At 65.6% G+C, this 17,354-nt stretch carries 10 protein-coding genes and 1 tRNA gene; 9 read left to right on the top strand and 2 right to left on the bottom strand.

The genetic code is table 11. The features are described from left to right. Positions 1-25 precede the first annotated feature (25 nt). The 6 genes from ACZ5AC_RS02090 (at position 26) to ACZ5AC_RS02115 (ending at position 8,906) form a co-directional block, all read left to right on the top strand. Positions 26-2,935: an insulinase family protein gene (locus tag ACZ5AC_RS02090; protein ID WP_464249312.1), complete on the top strand. Its 2,910-nt coding sequence runs from the start codon at positions 26-28 to the stop codon at positions 2,933-2,935. A 155-nt stretch (positions 2,936-3,090) separates the two neighbouring features. Further along, positions 3,091-4,656 (top strand): DUF3369 domain-containing protein, encoded by a 1,566-nt coding sequence (locus ACZ5AC_RS02095; RefSeq protein WP_464249313.1) that lies wholly within the window; start codon positions 3,091-3,093, stop codon positions 4,654-4,656. Positions 4,657-4,674: 18 nt separating this feature from the next. Beyond that, complete coding sequence (locus ACZ5AC_RS02100; RefSeq protein ID WP_464249314.1) at positions 4,675-6,210, top strand: HD domain-containing phosphohydrolase; 1,536 nt, start codon at positions 4,675-4,677, stop codon at positions 6,208-6,210. A gap of 26 nt (positions 6,211-6,236) precedes the next feature. After that, on the top strand, positions 6,237-7,832 hold the full coding sequence (locus ACZ5AC_RS02105) for a DUF3369 domain-containing protein (RefSeq protein WP_464249315.1): 1,596 nt from the start codon (positions 6,237-6,239) through the stop codon (positions 7,830-7,832). Positions 7,833-7,869: 37 nt separating this feature from the next. Then, positions 7,870-7,955 (top strand) — tRNA-Tyr (locus tag ACZ5AC_RS02110). A gap of 174 nt (positions 7,956-8,129) precedes the next feature. Continuing rightward, positions 8,130-8,906: a hypothetical protein gene (locus ACZ5AC_RS02115; protein ID WP_464249316.1), complete on the top strand. Its 777-nt coding sequence runs from the start codon at positions 8,130-8,132 to the stop codon at positions 8,904-8,906. A 364-nt stretch (positions 8,907-9,270) separates the two neighbouring features. Here ACZ5AC_RS02115 and ACZ5AC_RS02120 read toward each other — a convergent pair whose 3' ends face one another. Together ACZ5AC_RS02120 and ACZ5AC_RS02125 are read right to left on the bottom strand one after the other, a co-directional pair. Beyond that, positions 9,271-10,752, bottom strand: coding sequence for a hypothetical protein (locus tag ACZ5AC_RS02120; RefSeq protein ID WP_464249317.1), 1,482 nt, complete (start codon positions 10,750-10,752; stop codon positions 9,271-9,273). Next, entirely contained in the window at positions 10,749-13,487 is a 2,739-nt protein-coding gene (locus ACZ5AC_RS02125) for an MGH1-like glycoside hydrolase domain-containing protein (RefSeq protein WP_464249318.1), read from the bottom strand. The genes ACZ5AC_RS02120 and ACZ5AC_RS02125 overlap by 4 nt, the downstream gene beginning before the upstream one ends. Positions 13,488-14,002: 515 nt before the next feature. Between ACZ5AC_RS02125 and ACZ5AC_RS02130 the strand changes: the two genes are divergently transcribed. The 3 genes from ACZ5AC_RS02130 (at position 14,003) to ACZ5AC_RS02140 (ending at position 17,061) form a co-directional block, all read left to right on the top strand. Next, the gene (locus ACZ5AC_RS02130) at positions 14,003-14,383 is read left to right on the top strand and encodes a Rap1a/Tai family immunity protein (protein WP_464249319.1); all 381 of its coding nucleotides are present in this window, start codon (positions 14,003-14,005) and stop codon (positions 14,381-14,383) included. Positions 14,384-14,439: 56 nt separating this feature from the next. After that, positions 14,440-14,715 carry a YMGG-like glycine zipper-containing protein gene (locus ACZ5AC_RS02135; RefSeq protein ID WP_464249320.1) on the top strand — a complete coding sequence of 92 codons (276 nt, stop codon included), beginning with the start codon at positions 14,440-14,442 and terminating at the stop codon, positions 14,713-14,715. A 417-nt stretch (positions 14,716-15,132) separates the two neighbouring features. Next, the gene (locus ACZ5AC_RS02140) at positions 15,133-17,061 is read left to right on the top strand and encodes a sigma 54-interacting transcriptional regulator (protein WP_464249321.1); all 1,929 of its coding nucleotides are present in this window, start codon (positions 15,133-15,135) and stop codon (positions 17,059-17,061) included. The last annotated feature ends 293 nt before the right edge of the window (positions 17,062-17,354 follow it).

The raw sequence follows: 17,354 nt of genomic DNA on the forward strand, positions 1-17,354 counted from the left end.
AGCGAATCACCATGAAGGAGCCCCCATGCCCACCGGTTTCACCCTCGTTTCCTCCACGCATGTCCCGGAGATAGCCTCCCAGGCCGACCTCTACGTCCACGACAGAACCGGTGCGCGCATCCTCTCGGTCAGAAACGACGACGAGAACAAGGTCTTCGGCATCACCTTCCGCACGCCCCCGGCCGACTCCACGGGTGTGGCCCACATCCTGGAGCACTCGGTCCTGTGCGGGTCGCGCAAGTACCCGGTCAAGGAGCCCTTCGTGGACCTCCTCAAAGGCTCCCTGCAGACCTTCCTGAACGCCATGACCTACCCGGACAAGACGTGCTACCCCGTGGCCAGCCAGAACCTGAAGGATTTCTACAACCTGACGGACGTGTACCTCGACGCCGTCTTCTTCCCGCGCATCACCCCCGAGATCTTCGAGCAGGAGGGCTGGCACCTGGACCTGCCGGCCGCGGACGCGGAACTGGCCGTCAAGGGCGTGGTCTACAACGAGATGAAGGGCGTCTACTCCTCGCCCGACTCGCAGCTGGCCGAGCAGTCCCAGCAGTCCCTCTTCCCGGACACGACCTACGGCCTGGACTCGGGCGGCCACCCGCGTGCCATCACGGACCTGACGTACGAGCAGTTCGCGCAGTTCCACCGCACCTACTACCACCCTTCCAACGCCTGGATCTTCTTCTACGGCGACGACCACCCCGAGGCGCGGCTCGAGCTGCTGCGCGAGTACCTGGACCGCTTCGAGGCCCTGGAGGTGGATTCGTCCGTCGGCCTGCAGCCCGCCTTCGACGGCCCGCGCGAGGTGCGCCAGGGCTTCGAGGCCATGGGCGAGGAGGACGAGGCCCTGGGCATGCTGACCATGAACTGGCTCCTGCCCGGCAAGGAGGACCCCGAGACGGTCCTGGCCTGCAAGATTCTCGACGGCCTGCTGACGGGCATGAACGCCTCGCCCCTGCGCAAGGCCCTCATCGAGTCGGGCCTGGGCGAGGACCTGACGGGTGCGGGCGTCGAGCACGAGATGGCCCAGATGTACTATTCCGTGGGCATGAAGGGCGTGCTGCCCGAGAATTTCGAGGCCGTGAAGGCCCTCATCCTCAAAACCCTCGAGGACATCGTGGCCAACGGGTTCGAGGCGGACCTCATCGAGGCCGGCCTCAACTCCGCCGAGTTCGACCTGCGCGAGAACAACACCGGCTCCTACCCGCGCGGCCTCATCGTCATGCTGCGGGCCCTGGGCTCCTGGCTCTACGACCTGGACCCCCTGGAGCTGGTGGCCTTCGAGAAGCCCCTGGCCGCCCTCAAGGACCGCCTGGCCCGGGGCGAGAAGGTCTTCGAGGAACTCATCCGCCGCCATATCCTTGAAAATCCGCACCACACGGTGGTCGTCCTGGAACCCGAGGAGGGCTACGCAGCCCGCGTCGACGACGAGGAGCAGGCGCTCATCCGCGCCCTGCGCGAAGCCCGCGCCGACCTGAACGACGAGGAGCTCGTGGGCCGCACGGAACAGCTGCGGCGCATGCAGGAGACCCCGGATTCCCCCGAGGCCCTGGCGACCCTGCCGTGCCTGTCGCGCGAGGACATCGACCCCGAGGTGCGCGTCGTGCCCACCGAGGCCCGCGACTGGGACGGGGCCACGGCCCTGCTGCACGACCTGCCGACCAACGACATCTGCTACCTGGACCTGGCCCTGGACCTGGGCGCCGTGCCCGAGCGGCTCATCCCCCTGGTGCCCCTCTTCGGCCGCGCCCTGACGGAGATGGGCACGGACCTCGAAGACTACGTGTCCTTCTCCAAGCGGATCAACAGCAAGACCGGCGGGGTCTACGCCCGCACCCTCCTGACCCAGCGCGAGGGCGGGCCCGACCCCGTGGCCCGGCTCGTGGTGCGCGCCAAGGCCGTGGGCGCGAGGGTTGGGGACATGCTCGGCATCGTGGGCGACGCCCTGACCCGGCCCCGTTTCGACGACCGGGAGCGTTTCCGGCAGATGGTCCTGGAGGAGAAGGCGGGACTGGAGCACGCCCTGGTGCCCTCGGGGCATCATTTCGTGGGCCTGCGGCTGCGGTCGCGCTTCAACCTGGCCGACAGCCTGCAGGAGCGCATGGGCGGCATCGAGAGCCTTTTTTTCCTGCGGGAACTGGCCGGCAGGATCGACGGCGACTGGAACGGCGTCCTGGACGACCTGGAGACCCTGCGCCGGGCCGTGGTGCGGCGCGGCGGCGCCGTGGTCAACCTGACCATGGACGAGACCATGCTCGCCGGACACGGCGAGCGCTTCCGAGAATTCACGGCCGGCCTGCCCGGCGGCGTTGCCGAGCGGGCGGTCTGGCCCGGCCCGGCCGCAGCGGAGCACGAGGCCCTGATCATCCCGGCCCAGGTCAACTACGTCGGCAAGGTCTGCGACCTGCACGCGGCAGGCTACGCGTTCCACGGCTCGAGCCTCGTGGCCTCGAAATACCTGCGCACGACCTGGCTCTGGGAGCAGGTGCGCGTCCTGGGCGGGGCCTACGGCGGCTTCTGCAGCTACGGCCGCCTGACGGGCCTCATGAGCTTCGGCTCCTACCGCGACCCCAACATCGCCTCCACCCTGGCGGCCTTCGACGGCTGCGGGAAGTTCCTGGAGCACGTCGGCCTGGACCGGGGCGAGCTGCTCAAGGCCATCATCGGCACCTCCGGCGACCTGGACCCCTACCAGTTGCCCGACGCCAAGGGCTTCACGGCCATGACCCAGCACATGGCCGGAGTGACCACGCAGACGCGCCAGCGCATCCGCGACGAGGTGCTGGCCACGGAGGAAGGCCATCTGCGCTCCTTCGGCACGCTCCTGCGCGAGGCCGCGGCCTCGGGGCTGGTCTGCGTCATGTCCGGCGAGGAGGCCCTGGCCAGGGCAGGCCTGCAGGGGCTCGAACTGCCGAGGAAACTGAAGCTGCTCTAGCGGGGACGTCCGGGCCCGGAGGAGGCGGGAATGCACCGTTTCTGAAGCATCCTCCGGGTTTTAAAAAGGTTTTGATAAATGTCGGTCCGCGTGGCATGAGGGTCACACTGAATCCGCCTGCCCATGGCGGATGAGACCTGCAACGCGGTGAACCGATGAACGACATCTCCCACTCCTCCCCGGGCGCGTACTCCGACGAACTGCTGTTTGCCGCGGAATCCGACGCCGCCGGTTCCAGGGTTCTGCCCGGATGGAAGCTCCTCATCGTCGACGACGAGGAGGAGGTGCACGTCATCACCAGGATGGTGCTGGAGGGCATGACCTTCTCGGGTCGTGGGCTGTACTTCCTGAGCGCCTATTCCGGCCGCGAGGCCGCCGAAATCCTGCGCGCCGAGCCCGACATCGCCGTCATCCTCCTGGACGTGGTCATGGAGACGGGGCAGGCGGGCCTCGAACTGGTGGAGTTCGTCCGGGGCGAGCTCGGCAACCGGCTGGCGCGCATCATCCTGCGTACGGGACAGCCGGGCCAGGCCCCGGAGCGCGACGTCATCACCCGCTACGACATCAACGACTACAAGCACAAAACCGAGCTCACGGCCCAGAAGCTCTTCTCCACCGTGACCACGGCCATCCGCTCCTACAACGACCTGCGCGTCATCGAAAAGACCCGCCAGGGACTGGAGCTCATCATCTCTTCCACCAAGGGGCTCTTCCAGCGCGGCGACATGGAGTTCTTCGCCCGCGGCGTGCTGGACCAGATGAGCTCGCTCCTGCGCGTGAACGAGGACTGCCTGTTCCTGCATTCGCCCTCCGGCTTCGCCGCCACGGTGCAGGACGGGGACATCTCCGTGCTGGCCGGCACCGGGGAGTTCAGCCACTGCGGGACGGACCTGTCCTGCAGCCTGTCCCCGGACGTGCTGGGCGCCCTGCGAAAGGCCGTGCGGGAGAAGTCGAGCCAGTTCACCCGCGACCATTTCGTGCAGTATTTCCGTTCCCGGCGCGGCGGGGAGAACCTGCTCTACTTCCGTCTGAACCACATGCTTAGCCCCTTCGAGCATCGGCTGGTCGAGGTCTTTTCCCGCAACGTGGCCGTGGCCATGGACAATATGCAGCTCGGCCTGGAACTGGCCAGCAGCCAGAAGGAGATCATCTTCGCCCTGGGCGAGTGCGTGGAGTCCAGGTCCAAGGAGACGGCGAGCCACGTGCGCAGGGTTTCGGAATGCTGCCGCCTCATGGCCGAACGCCTCGGCTTCGCCGCCCAGGACGCCGAACTCCTGCGCCTGGCCTCGCCCATGCACGACGTGGGCAAGATCGGCATCCCGGACTCCATCCTGCTCAAGCCCGGGCCCCTTTCGGCCGAGGAGTTCGAGGTCATGAAGACGCACACCCGCATCGGCTTCCAGATTCTCAAGGGGTCGCCGCGGCCCATCATGCAGGCCGCGGCCGTCATCGCCCACGAGCACCACGAGCGGTGGAACGGGCAGGGGTACCCACGGGGGCTGCGCGGGGAGGAGATCCACCCCTACGGCCGCATCGCCTGCCTGGTGGACGTCTTCGACTCCCTGCTTTCCCGCCGCGTGTACAAGGAGGCCTGGCCCCTGCCGCGCGTGCGGGACTACATCGCCGACGAGCGGGGCGGCATGTTCGACCCCGGCATGGTCGACATCATGCTGGGCGACCTGGGTTCCTTCACCGCCCTGCGCAACGAATTTCCCGACTGAACCGACGGGGTCCTGATCATGAGAAACGACGACATGATGGGTGAAGTCCGCTTCGCGGAGGAGACGCCGCCGCCATCGGCGGAAGGCAACGGCGCGTGGAAGGTCATGATCGTGGACGACGACGATTTCGTCCACAAGGTGACCGAACTGACCCTGGGCGACTACCGCTACCAGAACACGCCCGTGCAGTATCTGCACGCCTACTCCGGCCTGGAGGCCAAGATGCTCCTGGACGAGCACCCGGACACGGCGGTCATTCTCCTCGACGTGGTCATGGAGACCGAGAACGCGGGCCTGGAGTTCGCGCGGTATGTCCGCCGGGAGGCGGCCAACTCCTTCGTGCGCATCATCCTGCGCACGGGCCAGCCCGGCCAGGCGCCCGAGCGCAAGGTCATCACCGAGTATGACATCAACGACTACAAGCACAAGGCGGAGCTGAGCGAACAGCGACTGTTCACGGCCATCACGGCGGCCATCCGCTCCTTCAACGACCTGCGGACCATCGATCAGGGCAGGATCGGGCTGCAGAGCGTCATCGCCGCGTCGGCGGAGCTGTTCGCGGCCAAGTCGGTGCAGGACTTCTTCGTGCTCGCGCTGGAGCACATCCTGCGCACGGGCCGCTGCGCCGGCCTGTCGTGCAGCGAATTCGGCCTGGCCGGGACGGCACGCGACGGCCGCGTCGAAATCTTCGAGTCCCGGGGGCTGTTCGACCCGGGCGACGGCTTTTCGGAACCTGCGCGGCGCATGCTCGAACTCTGCAACGCAGCGCCCGCGGGCCGGCGCCTGCATGTCCTGGAGAGGGAATTCGCGGCCGGCTTCTACAACAGCCACACGGACCAGGACTATGTCCTCTACGCCTCCTTCGGCCGCCCCCTGAACGAGATGGAGCAGGGTCTGTTGCACATTCTGGGCGGCAACATCGCCGTGGCCCTGAACAACCTGTTCCTGACCGAGGAGATCGTGGCCACCCAGCGCGAGGTCGTGCTGACCCTGGGCGAGGTGGTGGAGACGCGTTCCAAGGAGACGGCCCAGCACGTCAAGCGCGTGGCCGAGTATTCCTACCTCCTGGCCGTCAAGTCCGGGCTGTCCGAGGACAAGGCCCAGCTCCTGCGCATGGCCTCGCCCATGCACGACGTGGGCAAGATCGGCATCCCCGACTCCATCCTCTTCAAGCCGGGCAAGCTGACGGAAGAGGAGTTCAACATCATCAAGACCCACACGGTCATCGGCCATTCCATCCTTAAGAACTCGCCGCGCCGGATCATGCGCACGGCCGCGACCATCGCCCTGCAGCATCACGAGCGCTGGGACGGAACTGGCTACCCGCATGGCCTGGCGGAGGACGAGACGCACATTTTCGGTCGCATCACGGCCCTGGCCGACGTCTTCGACGCCCTGGCCTGCGACCGCGTCTACAAGAAGGCCTGGCCCCTGGACGAGGTCCTGGCCTACCTGCGGGAGCAGCGGGGGAGGCAGTTCGACCCGCGTCTTGTGGACATCTTCCTGGCAAACATCGACGATATGATGGCCATCCGCGCCACCTACCCGGATTAGGGCGGCCGACGGGACATGGAGGGTTCATGACCGGACACGACCTGCGCGACGATCTGGTGTTCGCGGAAGAGGACCTCGTCGTCGCTCCCGCGCGTGGGGGGGAGGCCTGGAAGCTCCTCATCGTCGACGACGAGGAGGAGGTGCACAGCATCACGCGCATGGTCCTGGGCGGCTACGAGTTCGAGGGGGCGCCCCTTGTCTTCCTGAGCGCGTACAGCGCCGAGGAGGGGCGAAAGGTCATGGACGCGAACCCCGACGTGGCGGTCATGCTGCTCGATGTCGTCATGGAGACGCCGCACGCCGGCCTCGATCTGGCCCGCCACGTGCGCGAGGCGCTGGGCAACCGGCTGGTGCGCATCATCCTGCGCACGGGCCAGCCTGGCCAGGCGCCGGAGCGGCAGGTCATCATCGACTACGACATCAACGACTACAAGAACAAGTCCGAGCTCACGGCCCAGAAGCTCTTCACCGCCGTGACCACGGGCATCCGCTCCTTCCGGGACCTGCAGGCCATCGACCGCAGCCGCCAGGGCCTGGAGGACATCATCACCGCCTCGGCGGACCTTTTTCGCTCGAGCTGCCTGGAGCGCTTCGCCCGCGGGGTCCTGACCCAGATGACCTCGCTCCTGCGCCTGGAGGAGAGCTCCATGTACCTGGGCGCGGGTTCGGGCTTCGCGGCCCGGGACAGGGAGGACGACTTCGTCATCATCGCGGGCACCGGCGATTTTTCGGACATGAAGTCCCGGCTGGCCAGCGAGGCCCTGGACAGGCAGGAACTGGAACTGGTCCGCAGGGCGGTCGGAGCCGACGACTGCCTTTTCGACCACGAGTGCTATGCGGGCTGCTTCGGCATGGACAGCGGGTCTCGGCATGTCCTTTTCCTGCGGATCAAGCGCGGCCTCTCGGAGCTGGAGCAGCGCCTCGTGCATATCTTCGCGGCCAACGCCGCCGTGGCCTTCGAGAACCTTCTGCTCAACCGGGAGATGACCGAAACCCACCGCGAGGTCATCTTCACCCTGGGTGAGGTGGTCGAGAACCGTGCCCTGATCGAGGGCCTGCACGTGCACCGGGTGGCCGAGATGGCCCATCTGCTGGCGTGCAAGGCCGGCCTCGACGAGGACGACTGCGAACTGCTGCGCCTGGCCATGCCCATGCACGACGTGGGCAAGGTCGCCATCCCCGACCGCGTGCTCCTCAAGGCCGGTCCCCTGGACGAGGCCGAGCGCCGCATCGTCGAGGAGCACCCGCGCCTGGGCTTCGACATCCTGAACCGTTCCGGGAACCGCATCATGCAGGCCGCTGCGCGCATCGCCCTGGAGCACCAGGAGTCCTGGGACGGCAGCGGGTACCCGGCGGGCCTGAAGGGCGAAGACATCCACGTTTTCAGCCGCATCGCGCGGGTGGTGGACGTGCTGGACTCGCTCTTGAGCGAGCGCGTCTACAAGAAGCCCTGGAGCGCGGAGGACGCCCTGGCCCATCTCCGGGAGCAGCGCGGCCGGCAGCTCGACCCGGTCCTGGTGGACCTGCTTCTCGGGCACCGGGAGGAGTTTCTGACCCTGCGGGAGAACATTCTTCAGCAGAGCCGGGATGTTGAAACGGGAGAGCGCGAAAAAAAATCTTGACCGTCCAGCCCCGTTCACCTATCAAGCCCCTCTGCCTGGAGGGGTTCCCGAGTGGCCAAAGGGAACAGACTGTAAATCTGTCGTCGAACGACTTCGGAGGTTCGAATCCTCCCCCCTCCACCAGCCGACCACAACCCGCTTCCGAGCGGGTTTTTTCGTTTGCGGCGTCGGGGCGATGATCGGCCCTTCGCGTCGCGTCCGATGAAGCGGTCCTGTCCCGGATTCTCTTCTGATTGCGCGTCCGAGGCTGGACGAAATCCCGCGGATATGTGATTTTCCCGCGAAAGGAGGCCTCCCATGTTCGTACGCACCCTCTTCGTTGCCACGCTTCTTTTGTGCTTTTCCGGGTTCTCGGCGGCCGCGACGGGATATGCCGATCCCGTGCACGGCGCGCGCGGGATCGTTTACGGCGAGTACCAACTGCATGTCGCCAGCGACCCGGTCCCGGGCGAGGCCAACGCGGCGGTCCGCCTGGATCTGACTCTGGCCGACCCGAACGGGGCCACGGTCACGGATCTGGACCCGGCAGTCGCCCCGGAACTGGCCATCGTCCGCCTGGGGCTCGACGTGTTCACGCTCATGCGTCCGTCCATGGGCGCGGGGGGCGTGTTCACCATGAACCTGACCTTCCCCGTGCCGGGGACCTATTTCGTCTACCTTGGTCTCACGCCGCTGGGCGGTCGGGCCGTCACCGCCATGGCCGAACTGCAGATTGCGGGCGCCGCTCCGGCGCCGCTGCCCCTTGAGGTGCACGTGCCGGGCAGGGTGGCGAGCGAGACCCTGGGAGCGGACATCACCGTGGAAAAAACGCCGACCGGCCATCGCATAGACCTCGGCCTGATCCAGCCCGACGGCTCCCCGCTGACGGACGTGGACATGGCCTCGGGCGATCTGGTCATCCTGAGCGCGGATGGAAAGGAATATTTCCACGCCCGCCCGGCCCAGGCCGAAAACGCCACCTCCGCCGCATTCGAAGCCGCCTTCCCCCGCCCCGGCCTCTACAAGGCCTGGGCACTGTTCCAGGGCGCCGGCAAGGCCCTGGAGCTGCCTTTCGCGCTGGAGATCACGGATTGACCGGGGGAGCTGCCGCTGGCCGGCGCGCCCGGTCCCCGCTGTTCCCCTGACGCCCGCCAAGCCGCGGACGGCTGCGGCTTCACCAGTCCGTTCGGGTAGCGCAGCCGACGGGTGCATGCTGCGCAATCCGATTACGAATCTCAAGAATCAAAGAGCTGTATCCCGGCTGTCCGCAATGGTGATTGCGGGCAGCCTTTTTCGTCCGCGAACGAGACACGAAAAAACCCCGCCGAAGCGGGGTCGTCAGTCGTGTCCGGTTCTCCAAGCCGGTCCCGTCTCCACGTCAATGCGGGTGAGGGCGCACCAGGGGATGATTTCGGCCAGGTCATAGTTGCCGAACGCTTCCGGAAGGCAGGTCCCGGGATCATGCGCCGTCGCGACGCCAATCCAGGACGTGATAGCCCCATCCGGGCAGATCGACATACAGGCCCCGGTCGCGTATCTCGCCGCCGTCGCGGAGGTATGCGGTCCCGTCCAGATCCTCCAGACGCCATGTCGCATCTGCGACGTCATCCCCGAAACCTGCGACCAGACCCTGGGCGGGCGCGGGGGAGAAGTTCACGACCACCAGGCACCGGGCCGCGTCCGTTTCCCAGACCCAGGCCAGGAGGTTGTCGCAGGTCGTGTTGTCGGGCCAGCCGAGGCATTCCAGGAGGCGCCATCGGCCGCTTCTGCAGCCATTGTCGCGCAGGCGGTTCAGCAGGTCGCGGTAGAAGGCCAAGAGCTCCCCGTCGGGCTCCTCGTCCGGGCGGCGGGCCAGGAACACGGGCAGGCGCACACGGCGGCCGTCGAGCTGGCCCTCGTGGACCAGGGCCGCGCCGGGCAGGGTCAGGGCCACGACCGCGGCGGCCCGGTCCGCGCCCCGGCCGAAGACCGAGGCGGCACGCGGCTCGTCGTGGTTTTCGATGAAGCGGACAAGACGTTGCTGATAGTCGGGTCCGGCCGTGAGGTGCGAGCGGATGGCCGTCGGGGCGTCGTGTTCGAGGCGGTCGTAGAGGCGCTTGTCGTAGCAGAAGTCGAAGCCCTGCTGCTGCAGCTCCCACTCCAGGTCCCAGTAGGCCTCGGCCATGAAGACGAAGCCCGGAGCGGCCCGCCGGACGGCCGGGATGACCTCCCGCCAGTAGTCTGCCTCCGGCCTTCTGCCTGCCCGTTCCCCCCAGGTCCTTTCGAACACGTCGTTCAGCAGGAGCATGGCCATGTCGCAGCGCACGCCGTCGCACTGGCCGGCGATGTCCGTCAGGGTGTCCACGGCGGCTCGGCGCAGGCCGGGGTCGAAGGCGTTCAATTGGAGCACGTCGGGCCAGGCCGGGAAGTACGGGTCGCGGCCGCAGGCGAAGACGCGACCGCCGATCCCGATGAAGGACGACGGATCGCCTTCGAGATCTTGGGCGCTGCCCTGGATGAAGTACTCCGGGTGCTCCAGCGTCCACGGGTGGTCCGGGGCCACGTGGTTGGGCACGAAGTCCAGGATCAGGCCCATGCCGCGCTCGGCCAGGGCGGCGCGGGCCGCGGCCAGCCCCTGCGGGCCGCCGAGGTGCGCGTCCGCGACGTAGCGGCGGATGCAGTAGGGCGAGCCGACGTTGTCGGCGGCAGCGAAGTCGGGCAGGGCGCGGCGGAAGTCCTCCAGGAGCCCGGCGCTCTGCATGGAGATCCTGATGCCCGCCGGGCTGCGTTCCCAGACGCCCATGAGCCAGACGGCGTCGAAGCCCAGGCCCGCGATGCCGTCCCAGACCTCGTCGGGGACCGTGGCCAGGCTCAGGGGTTTGCCGGCCGCGCGGGAGAGTTCGTCCAGCCAGACCCGGGTGTTGATCTCGTAGATGAGGGGGTTGTTCTCCAGATGTTTCATTTCCGGCTCCTTTTCCGCGCATTGGCGTCTTGCCGGAACGCCGCCTGCTTGCCTTCCCTGAGGGTCCGTTCCAGGTCCAGCTGTCCGAAGAGCTGGATGGTCTTGGCCACGAGGCCGGTCCAGCCGGTCTGGTGGCTGGCGCCGAGGCCGGCGCCGTTGTCGCCGTGGAAGTACTCGTAGAAGAGGATGTGGTCCCGCCAGTGCGGGTCGGTCTGGAACTTCTCCGTGCCGCCGTAGACGGGCCGGCGGCCGTCTTCGCCCCTGGTGAATATCCGGGCCAGGCGGTCGGCGATCTCCTTGCCCACTTCGTAGAGGTTCATGAGTTTGCCCGAGCCCGTCGGGCATTCGATCCTGAAGTTGTCGCCGTAGTACAGGTAATAGTTCAGCAGCGCCCGGATGAGGATGATGTTGACGGGTATCCAGACCGGGCCGCGCCAGTTGGAGTTGCCGCCGAACATGCCCGTGTCCGACTCGGCGGGCAGGTAGTCGACCCGGTGCTCCTGTCCGTGGACGTGAAAGATGAACGGGTTCGCCTGATGGAATTTCGACAGGGAGCGGATGCCGTAGGGGCTCAGAAACTCGTTCTCGTCGAGCATCTTCGAGAGGATGCGCCGCAGGCGCTCCTCGCTGACCAGGGCCAGGATCCCCCGCTCGGCCACGCCCAGATGGCCGGGGCCCGTCTTGTGGATGGAGTCGAGGAGTTCCGGCATCCGCTTCAGCCGCCGCATGATCTGGGACATGGCTCCGGGGATGCTCTCCCGCTGCGACTTTTCGATGACCGTGGTCGCGGCCATGGGGAGCAGCCCGACCATGGAGCGCACCTTGAGCCGCTGTGAGCTGCCGTCGGGCAGCCTGAGCAGATCGTAATAGAACCCGTCCTCCTCGTCCCACATCCCTTCACCGCCGGGCCGGTTCATGGCCGCGGCGATGAAAAAGAAATGTTCGGCGAATTTGAGCACCATGTCCTCGTAATCGGAATCGAAGGCGGCGAGTTCGATGGCCAGTTCGCTCATGTTCTGGGTGAAGAGCGCCATCCACGCCGTGCCGTCGGCCTGTTCCAGGTAGCCACCCGTGGGCAGGGGAGCGCTGCGGTCGAAGACGCCGATGTTGTCGAGGCCCAGAAAGCCGCCCTCGAACAGGTTCTTGCCGAAGCGGTCCTTGCGGTTGACCCACCAGGTGAAGTTGAGGACGAGCTTGTTGAAGGTCGTCTTGAGGTACTCCATGTCCGCCTCTCCGCGCATGGCCAGCTCGGTGCGGTACAGAAAGAGCGTGGCCCAGGCGTGGACCGGGGGGTTCACGTCGCTGAAGTTCCACTCGTAGGCGGGCATCTGGCCGCTGGGGTGCAGATAGACGCCGCGCAGCATGAGCTGCAGCTGGTCCTTGGCGAAATCCGGGTCCGCCATGGCCAGGGGCAGGGTGTGGAAGGCCAGGTCCCAGGCCGCGTACCAGGGGTACTCCCACTTGTCGGGCATGGAGATGACGTCCTCGTTGACCATGTGGAACCATTCGGAGTTCCGGGCGCTGCGGTACCCCGAATGCAGGGGGTGGGAGTTGTGCTCCTCAAGCCAGCTGTCACCGTCGAAGAAGTAGAACTGCTTGCTCCACAGCATGCCGGCCAGGGCCTGGCGCATGATGAGGGCTGCGTCGGCGCCCACCGACGGCGGCGTCAGGGCTGCATAGAATTCGTCCGCTTCCCGCATCCTGGCGGCGAACATGTCGTCGAATTCCTTGCCAAAGGGCTGGCGCGGGAGGCTGTCCTGTTTGGACAGGCGCAGGCGGATCGTTGCGGACCCGCCGCCCACGATATCGAGCCGGTAGTGCGCGGCGGCCTTGGTGCCCCGCATTTCCGGGTTTACGGCGGCCTGCCGGCCGTAGACCACGCAGTCGTTGATGCCGTCCTTGGCGTACGGGGATGAATTGGGGCGGCCGGGGAAGAGGCGGTCGTTGTTGGTCACGTTGTCGGTGAAGAGCAGGGGTGCGTCGCCTTCGCAAAATAAGGTGAACTCGCCCAGCAGCCTGTGCGCCGCCGAGATGGCGCTCCCTTTCCCCTTCGCAGCCTGCCTGAGTTCCGGCGCCTCGGGAGCCCTGTTGGCCTCGCTGATCCAGGACGCCCAGTCGTTGCGGAACCACAGCGTCGGCAGGAGGTGCAGGTACGCCGCCTCCGGGCCCCGGTTCTCGGCCGTGACGCGGATCAGGATGTCCTCGGGCCCGGCCTTGGCGTACTCCACGAAGACGTCGAAGTAGCGGTCCCCGTCGAAGACGCCGGTGTCGAGCAACTCGTACTCCATCTCCTCCCGTGTCCGGCGCGCGTTGGTGCGGACCAGGTCCTCGTAGGGGAAGGCCGCCTGCGGGTACTTGTAGAGGCACTTCATGTAGGAGTGGGTCGGCGTGCTGTCGAGGTAGAAGTAGTACTCCTTGACGTCCTCGCCGTGGTTGCCCTCGCTGTTGGTCAGGCCGAAGAGGCGCTCCTTGAGGATGGGGTCCTGCCCGTTCCACAGAGCCAGGGAGAAGCACAGCCGCTGCTTGTCGTCGCTGATGCCCGCGATGCCGTCCTCGCCCCAGCGGTAGGCCCGGGAGCGGGCGTGGTCATGGGTGAAGAAGTTCCAGGCGTCGCCGCCCTCGCTGTAATCCTCGCGCACCGTGCCCCATTGCCGTTCGCTCAGGTACGGCCCCCAGTGCTTCCACGGGGCTTTCCCGTCCCGAGCCTCTTCAAGTCGCCTCTGTTCGGATGTCATGACGGAAACTCCTTCCTGCGGGCCTACCTGCGGGTGGGTTGCGACCGCTCCCTCGGATTTTCCGGGGCCTGGTCGAAGAATTCGCTGCAGTCGTTCTTCGATACCGCAGAGCAAGAAGCATGCTGTTCGAACGTTACGGACGGGGAGGGGAGGCACGCGAGGACGACTTGTTCGTTTCATACACCGGTTTCGTAAAAATGGGCAACCGCATTCGTTCGTTGCGCATTTTCATCGGGCCCATTTTCTCCAGCCGGAGGTGCGTTGCGTTGGGTCCTTCCAGATCGTGGGGGTGTCGGATCGTCCGGGTCGACAAGCCTTCGGGGACGATATTGCGTCCTTTGGTTGAAATCGCACAGCGCTCGGCGCCATGTTCATCTTCGCGACATCAGGCAGAGCAGGCATTGCGGAGGTGGACGAAAGTTTGTGAGCGATGGTATGTATATTGAAATATGTTGAGTACGGTTTTTTCTTAGAAAGCGTTGAGGAGTCATGAAATCCAACCAAGGAGAAGAATCATGAAAAGCAAGGTGATGACGTTGGTCCTGGCTGCGCTCCTGGCGCTTCCGGCCCTGGCCGGGGCGGTCACGGAGAAGGATTTCGAGGTCAAGACGACACAGAACCTTATCGATCTGTGCACTGCGGCCCCCAAAGACCCCCTCTACAACCAGGCCTTGAACTTCTGTCACGGGTACCTGGTCGGAGCCTACCAGTACTATGCCGCCGCCGCGGCCGGTCCGGAAGGGGTCACGCTCGTCTGCTTCCCGGAGAATCCCCCGACCCGCAACGAGGCCATCGCCATGTTCGTCGAGTGGGCCAAGGCGCATCCCCAGTATATGGGGGAGAAGCCCGTGGAAACTGAGTTCCGGTTCCTGATGGAGACCTGGCCCTGCAAGTGACGGCGGACGGGACGGGAAACCACAAACGGCATGCGTTCATGCACAGGGAGACGATCATGAAAGGTATCATTCTTGTCCTCACACTGGCCATCGTCCTCGGCATTTCCGGCTGTTCGGGAATGTCGGACACCCAGCAGCGGACCCTGAGCGGCGGCGCCATCGGCGCCAGCGCGGGCGCCCTGATCGGCGCCGTGAGCGGAAACACGGTCATGGGGGCGGCGGTCGGCGCGGCCGCTGGAGCCGCGGGCGGCTACCTCTACGACCAGAATCAGAAGTCCAAGGAGGCCGCCTATCAAAGCGGTTACAACGCCGGCCAGAAGGCCAACCAATAGGGGCCCTGCCGACATCCGTCGGTATTCGCCAATCCGTGCGCTCCCGCATGCCCTCCAGCAGGACGTGCGGGATGCGTCGTCGAGTTGTATGCGTTACGGCAGCGGGGTGCGGGGATCCGAATTCCGAGGTGTCGCCGGCTCCATGCAGATGGCAGGTGTCGGCATGCCCGTCGCCCGCATTGTCTTACCGGCCTCGACATGGTGCAGGTCGGCCGTGTCCAGCGAAAGACGCAACCCATTGTCTTTCGTCGTCCCTTGCTCACGAAAAGATTTCATGTCATTGAAAATTCATCAGGAATTGCGCCCCTCCGAGGTTGCTTCGGGTGGGCCGGACTTCGCTTCGAGGCTTCATTCATGGACGTTGTACTCCGCAGTCGAGGCAGCGCAAACGGAACAACCAATCGCCAGCAGTCATTCATGAGCACTCCGCCCGACCTTCACAGGCTGACCGCCGAAATTTCGGCCCGAATGGTCCGATCGACCATCGAGTCCCTGGACGAGGACATCACGCAGGCCCTGGCCGAGGTGCTACCCGCCCTGAACATCGATCGCGGAGGGCTGATCTCGGTCAGCAACGGCTCCCCCATCGCGCACGTCGAATACGCATGGTACTCGGACGGGTCCACGGAGGTCTCCCGGGATATCAACCTGGTCGAACACTTTCCTTGGGTCTATCAGAGGCTGGTGATCCAGCAGCGGATCATGTCCATCTCGAACCTCTCGGATTTCCCCCCCGAGGCGGCGGTCGACAGGCGCTCCCACGAGGCCATCGGCACCAAGTCCATCCTGAGCATACCCTTGATGATCGGCCGGCGCGTTCACCATGTCATGGTCGTGCACACCCTGAAGACGGAAAGGACCTGGCCCGAGGAGGTCATCGAGCAGATCCGCCTGATCGGGGAGATCTTCGTCAGCGCCCTGCAGCGCCGGGAAGCCGAGCTCGCCCTCAAGGTCACCGGGGACCGGCTGGAGCTGGCTGCGCGGTCGGCGGGGTGCGGGATGTGGGAGCTCGACCTCGAGACCGGCGTGTTCTGGATCACCCACAAGGCGCGCGAGCATTTCGGGTTCGGGAAGGACCAACACGTGACCATGATGGAGGTCATGGCCAGAATCGAACCTGAATATCACGCACTGGTGCTCGCGAAGATCGAGGAGGCCCGCAGGACCGGGGGCGAGGTCACCGTCAAGTACCGGCTCCTCGATGCCGGCGCCGGTTCGAGTTGGCTCGTCTCCAGGGGCCGGGTGGCCGAGGTCGGACCAGAGCGGCGGAAGCTGCTCGTGGGCGTGACCCTGGATATCACCGAGAGCATGGAGATGGAGCAGAGGCTGCAGGACAAGGTCCGGGAGATCGAGGAACTCAAGCGGCAGCTGGAGCGGGAGAACGAATTTTTGCGCAAGGAGGCCGGGGCCATCGTGGAGCAGGGGGAGGTGCTGGGTTCGAGCGCGAGGATGCGCGAGGTCATGACCCAGATCGCCCAGGTGGCCCGGACCGGGAGCACCGTTCTGCTGCAGGGTGAGACCGGCACGGGCAAGGGGCTCATCGCCCAGACCATCCACCGCCTGAGCGACCGGGGCAGCCGGCCCATGGTCAAGGTCAACTGCGCGGCCCTGCCCGGCGCCCTGGTCGAGAGCGAGCTGTTCGGCCGCGAGAAGGGCGCCTTCACGGGCGCCTTGAGCAAACAGCGAGGGCGGTTCGAGCTGGCCCACGGCTCCACGCTCTTCCTCGACGAGATCACCGAGATGTCGCTTGAGACCCAGGCCAAGCTCCTGCGCGTGCTGCAGGACGGGGAGTTCGAGCGTCTCGGCAGCCCTCAGACCATCAAGGTCGACGTGCGGGTCATCGCGGCCACCAACCGCAATCTGGAGGAGGAGGTCGAACACGGCCGGTTCCGGCGCGACCTCTACTACCGGCTGAGCATTTTTCCCATTATGATTCCTCCCCTGCGGGAACGTCCCGAGGACATCCCTCAGTTGGTCTGGGAGTTTGTAAGCGAGTTCGGCGAGCGCATGGGCAAGAAGATCCGCCGCATCGCCAGCCGCGACATGGAGACCCTGCAGGCCTATGCTTGGCCCGGCAACGTTCGCGAGCTGCGCAACGTCATCGAGCACTCCCTCATCGTCACCGCCGGGGAGACGCTCAATCTGCAACGTCTGACACCCAGCCACAACGTGATCGAAAAGGGACGCTCCCTGGAGGATATGCAGCGCCAGTACATTCTCTCCGTCCTGAAGAGCACACGGAACAGGATCAAGGGGGCTCAGGGGGCGGCGGAGGTGCTGCAGATGAAACCCTCAACCCTCTATTCCCGCATGCGCAAGCTGGGTATCATCCCTGAACGGGTATGACGTCAGGGACGGTATTTCGTCCCTGAATCCATATATAGTCCTTTTCCTTCAAGCACATATTCTCCGACACTCCGCGTATATCATTTTTCTCTTTTTATTCTGAATAATTGTGTTCAATTGTGCGGCGAGCCGCCATCAGCATGTTCCTTGCTTACGCTCAAGGGACATGCGCATGTTTTTTGCGACGGACATTCAGATTTCTCGCACTCGCAGAATAAATGCGATACGTAATAGGCGTAAACTCGGACTCCCGGACCTTTCGACATCCAGGCCGATTTCAAAGCTGAACCCTT

It is taken from the genome of Desulfomicrobium aestuarii, from assembly GCF_055385525.1.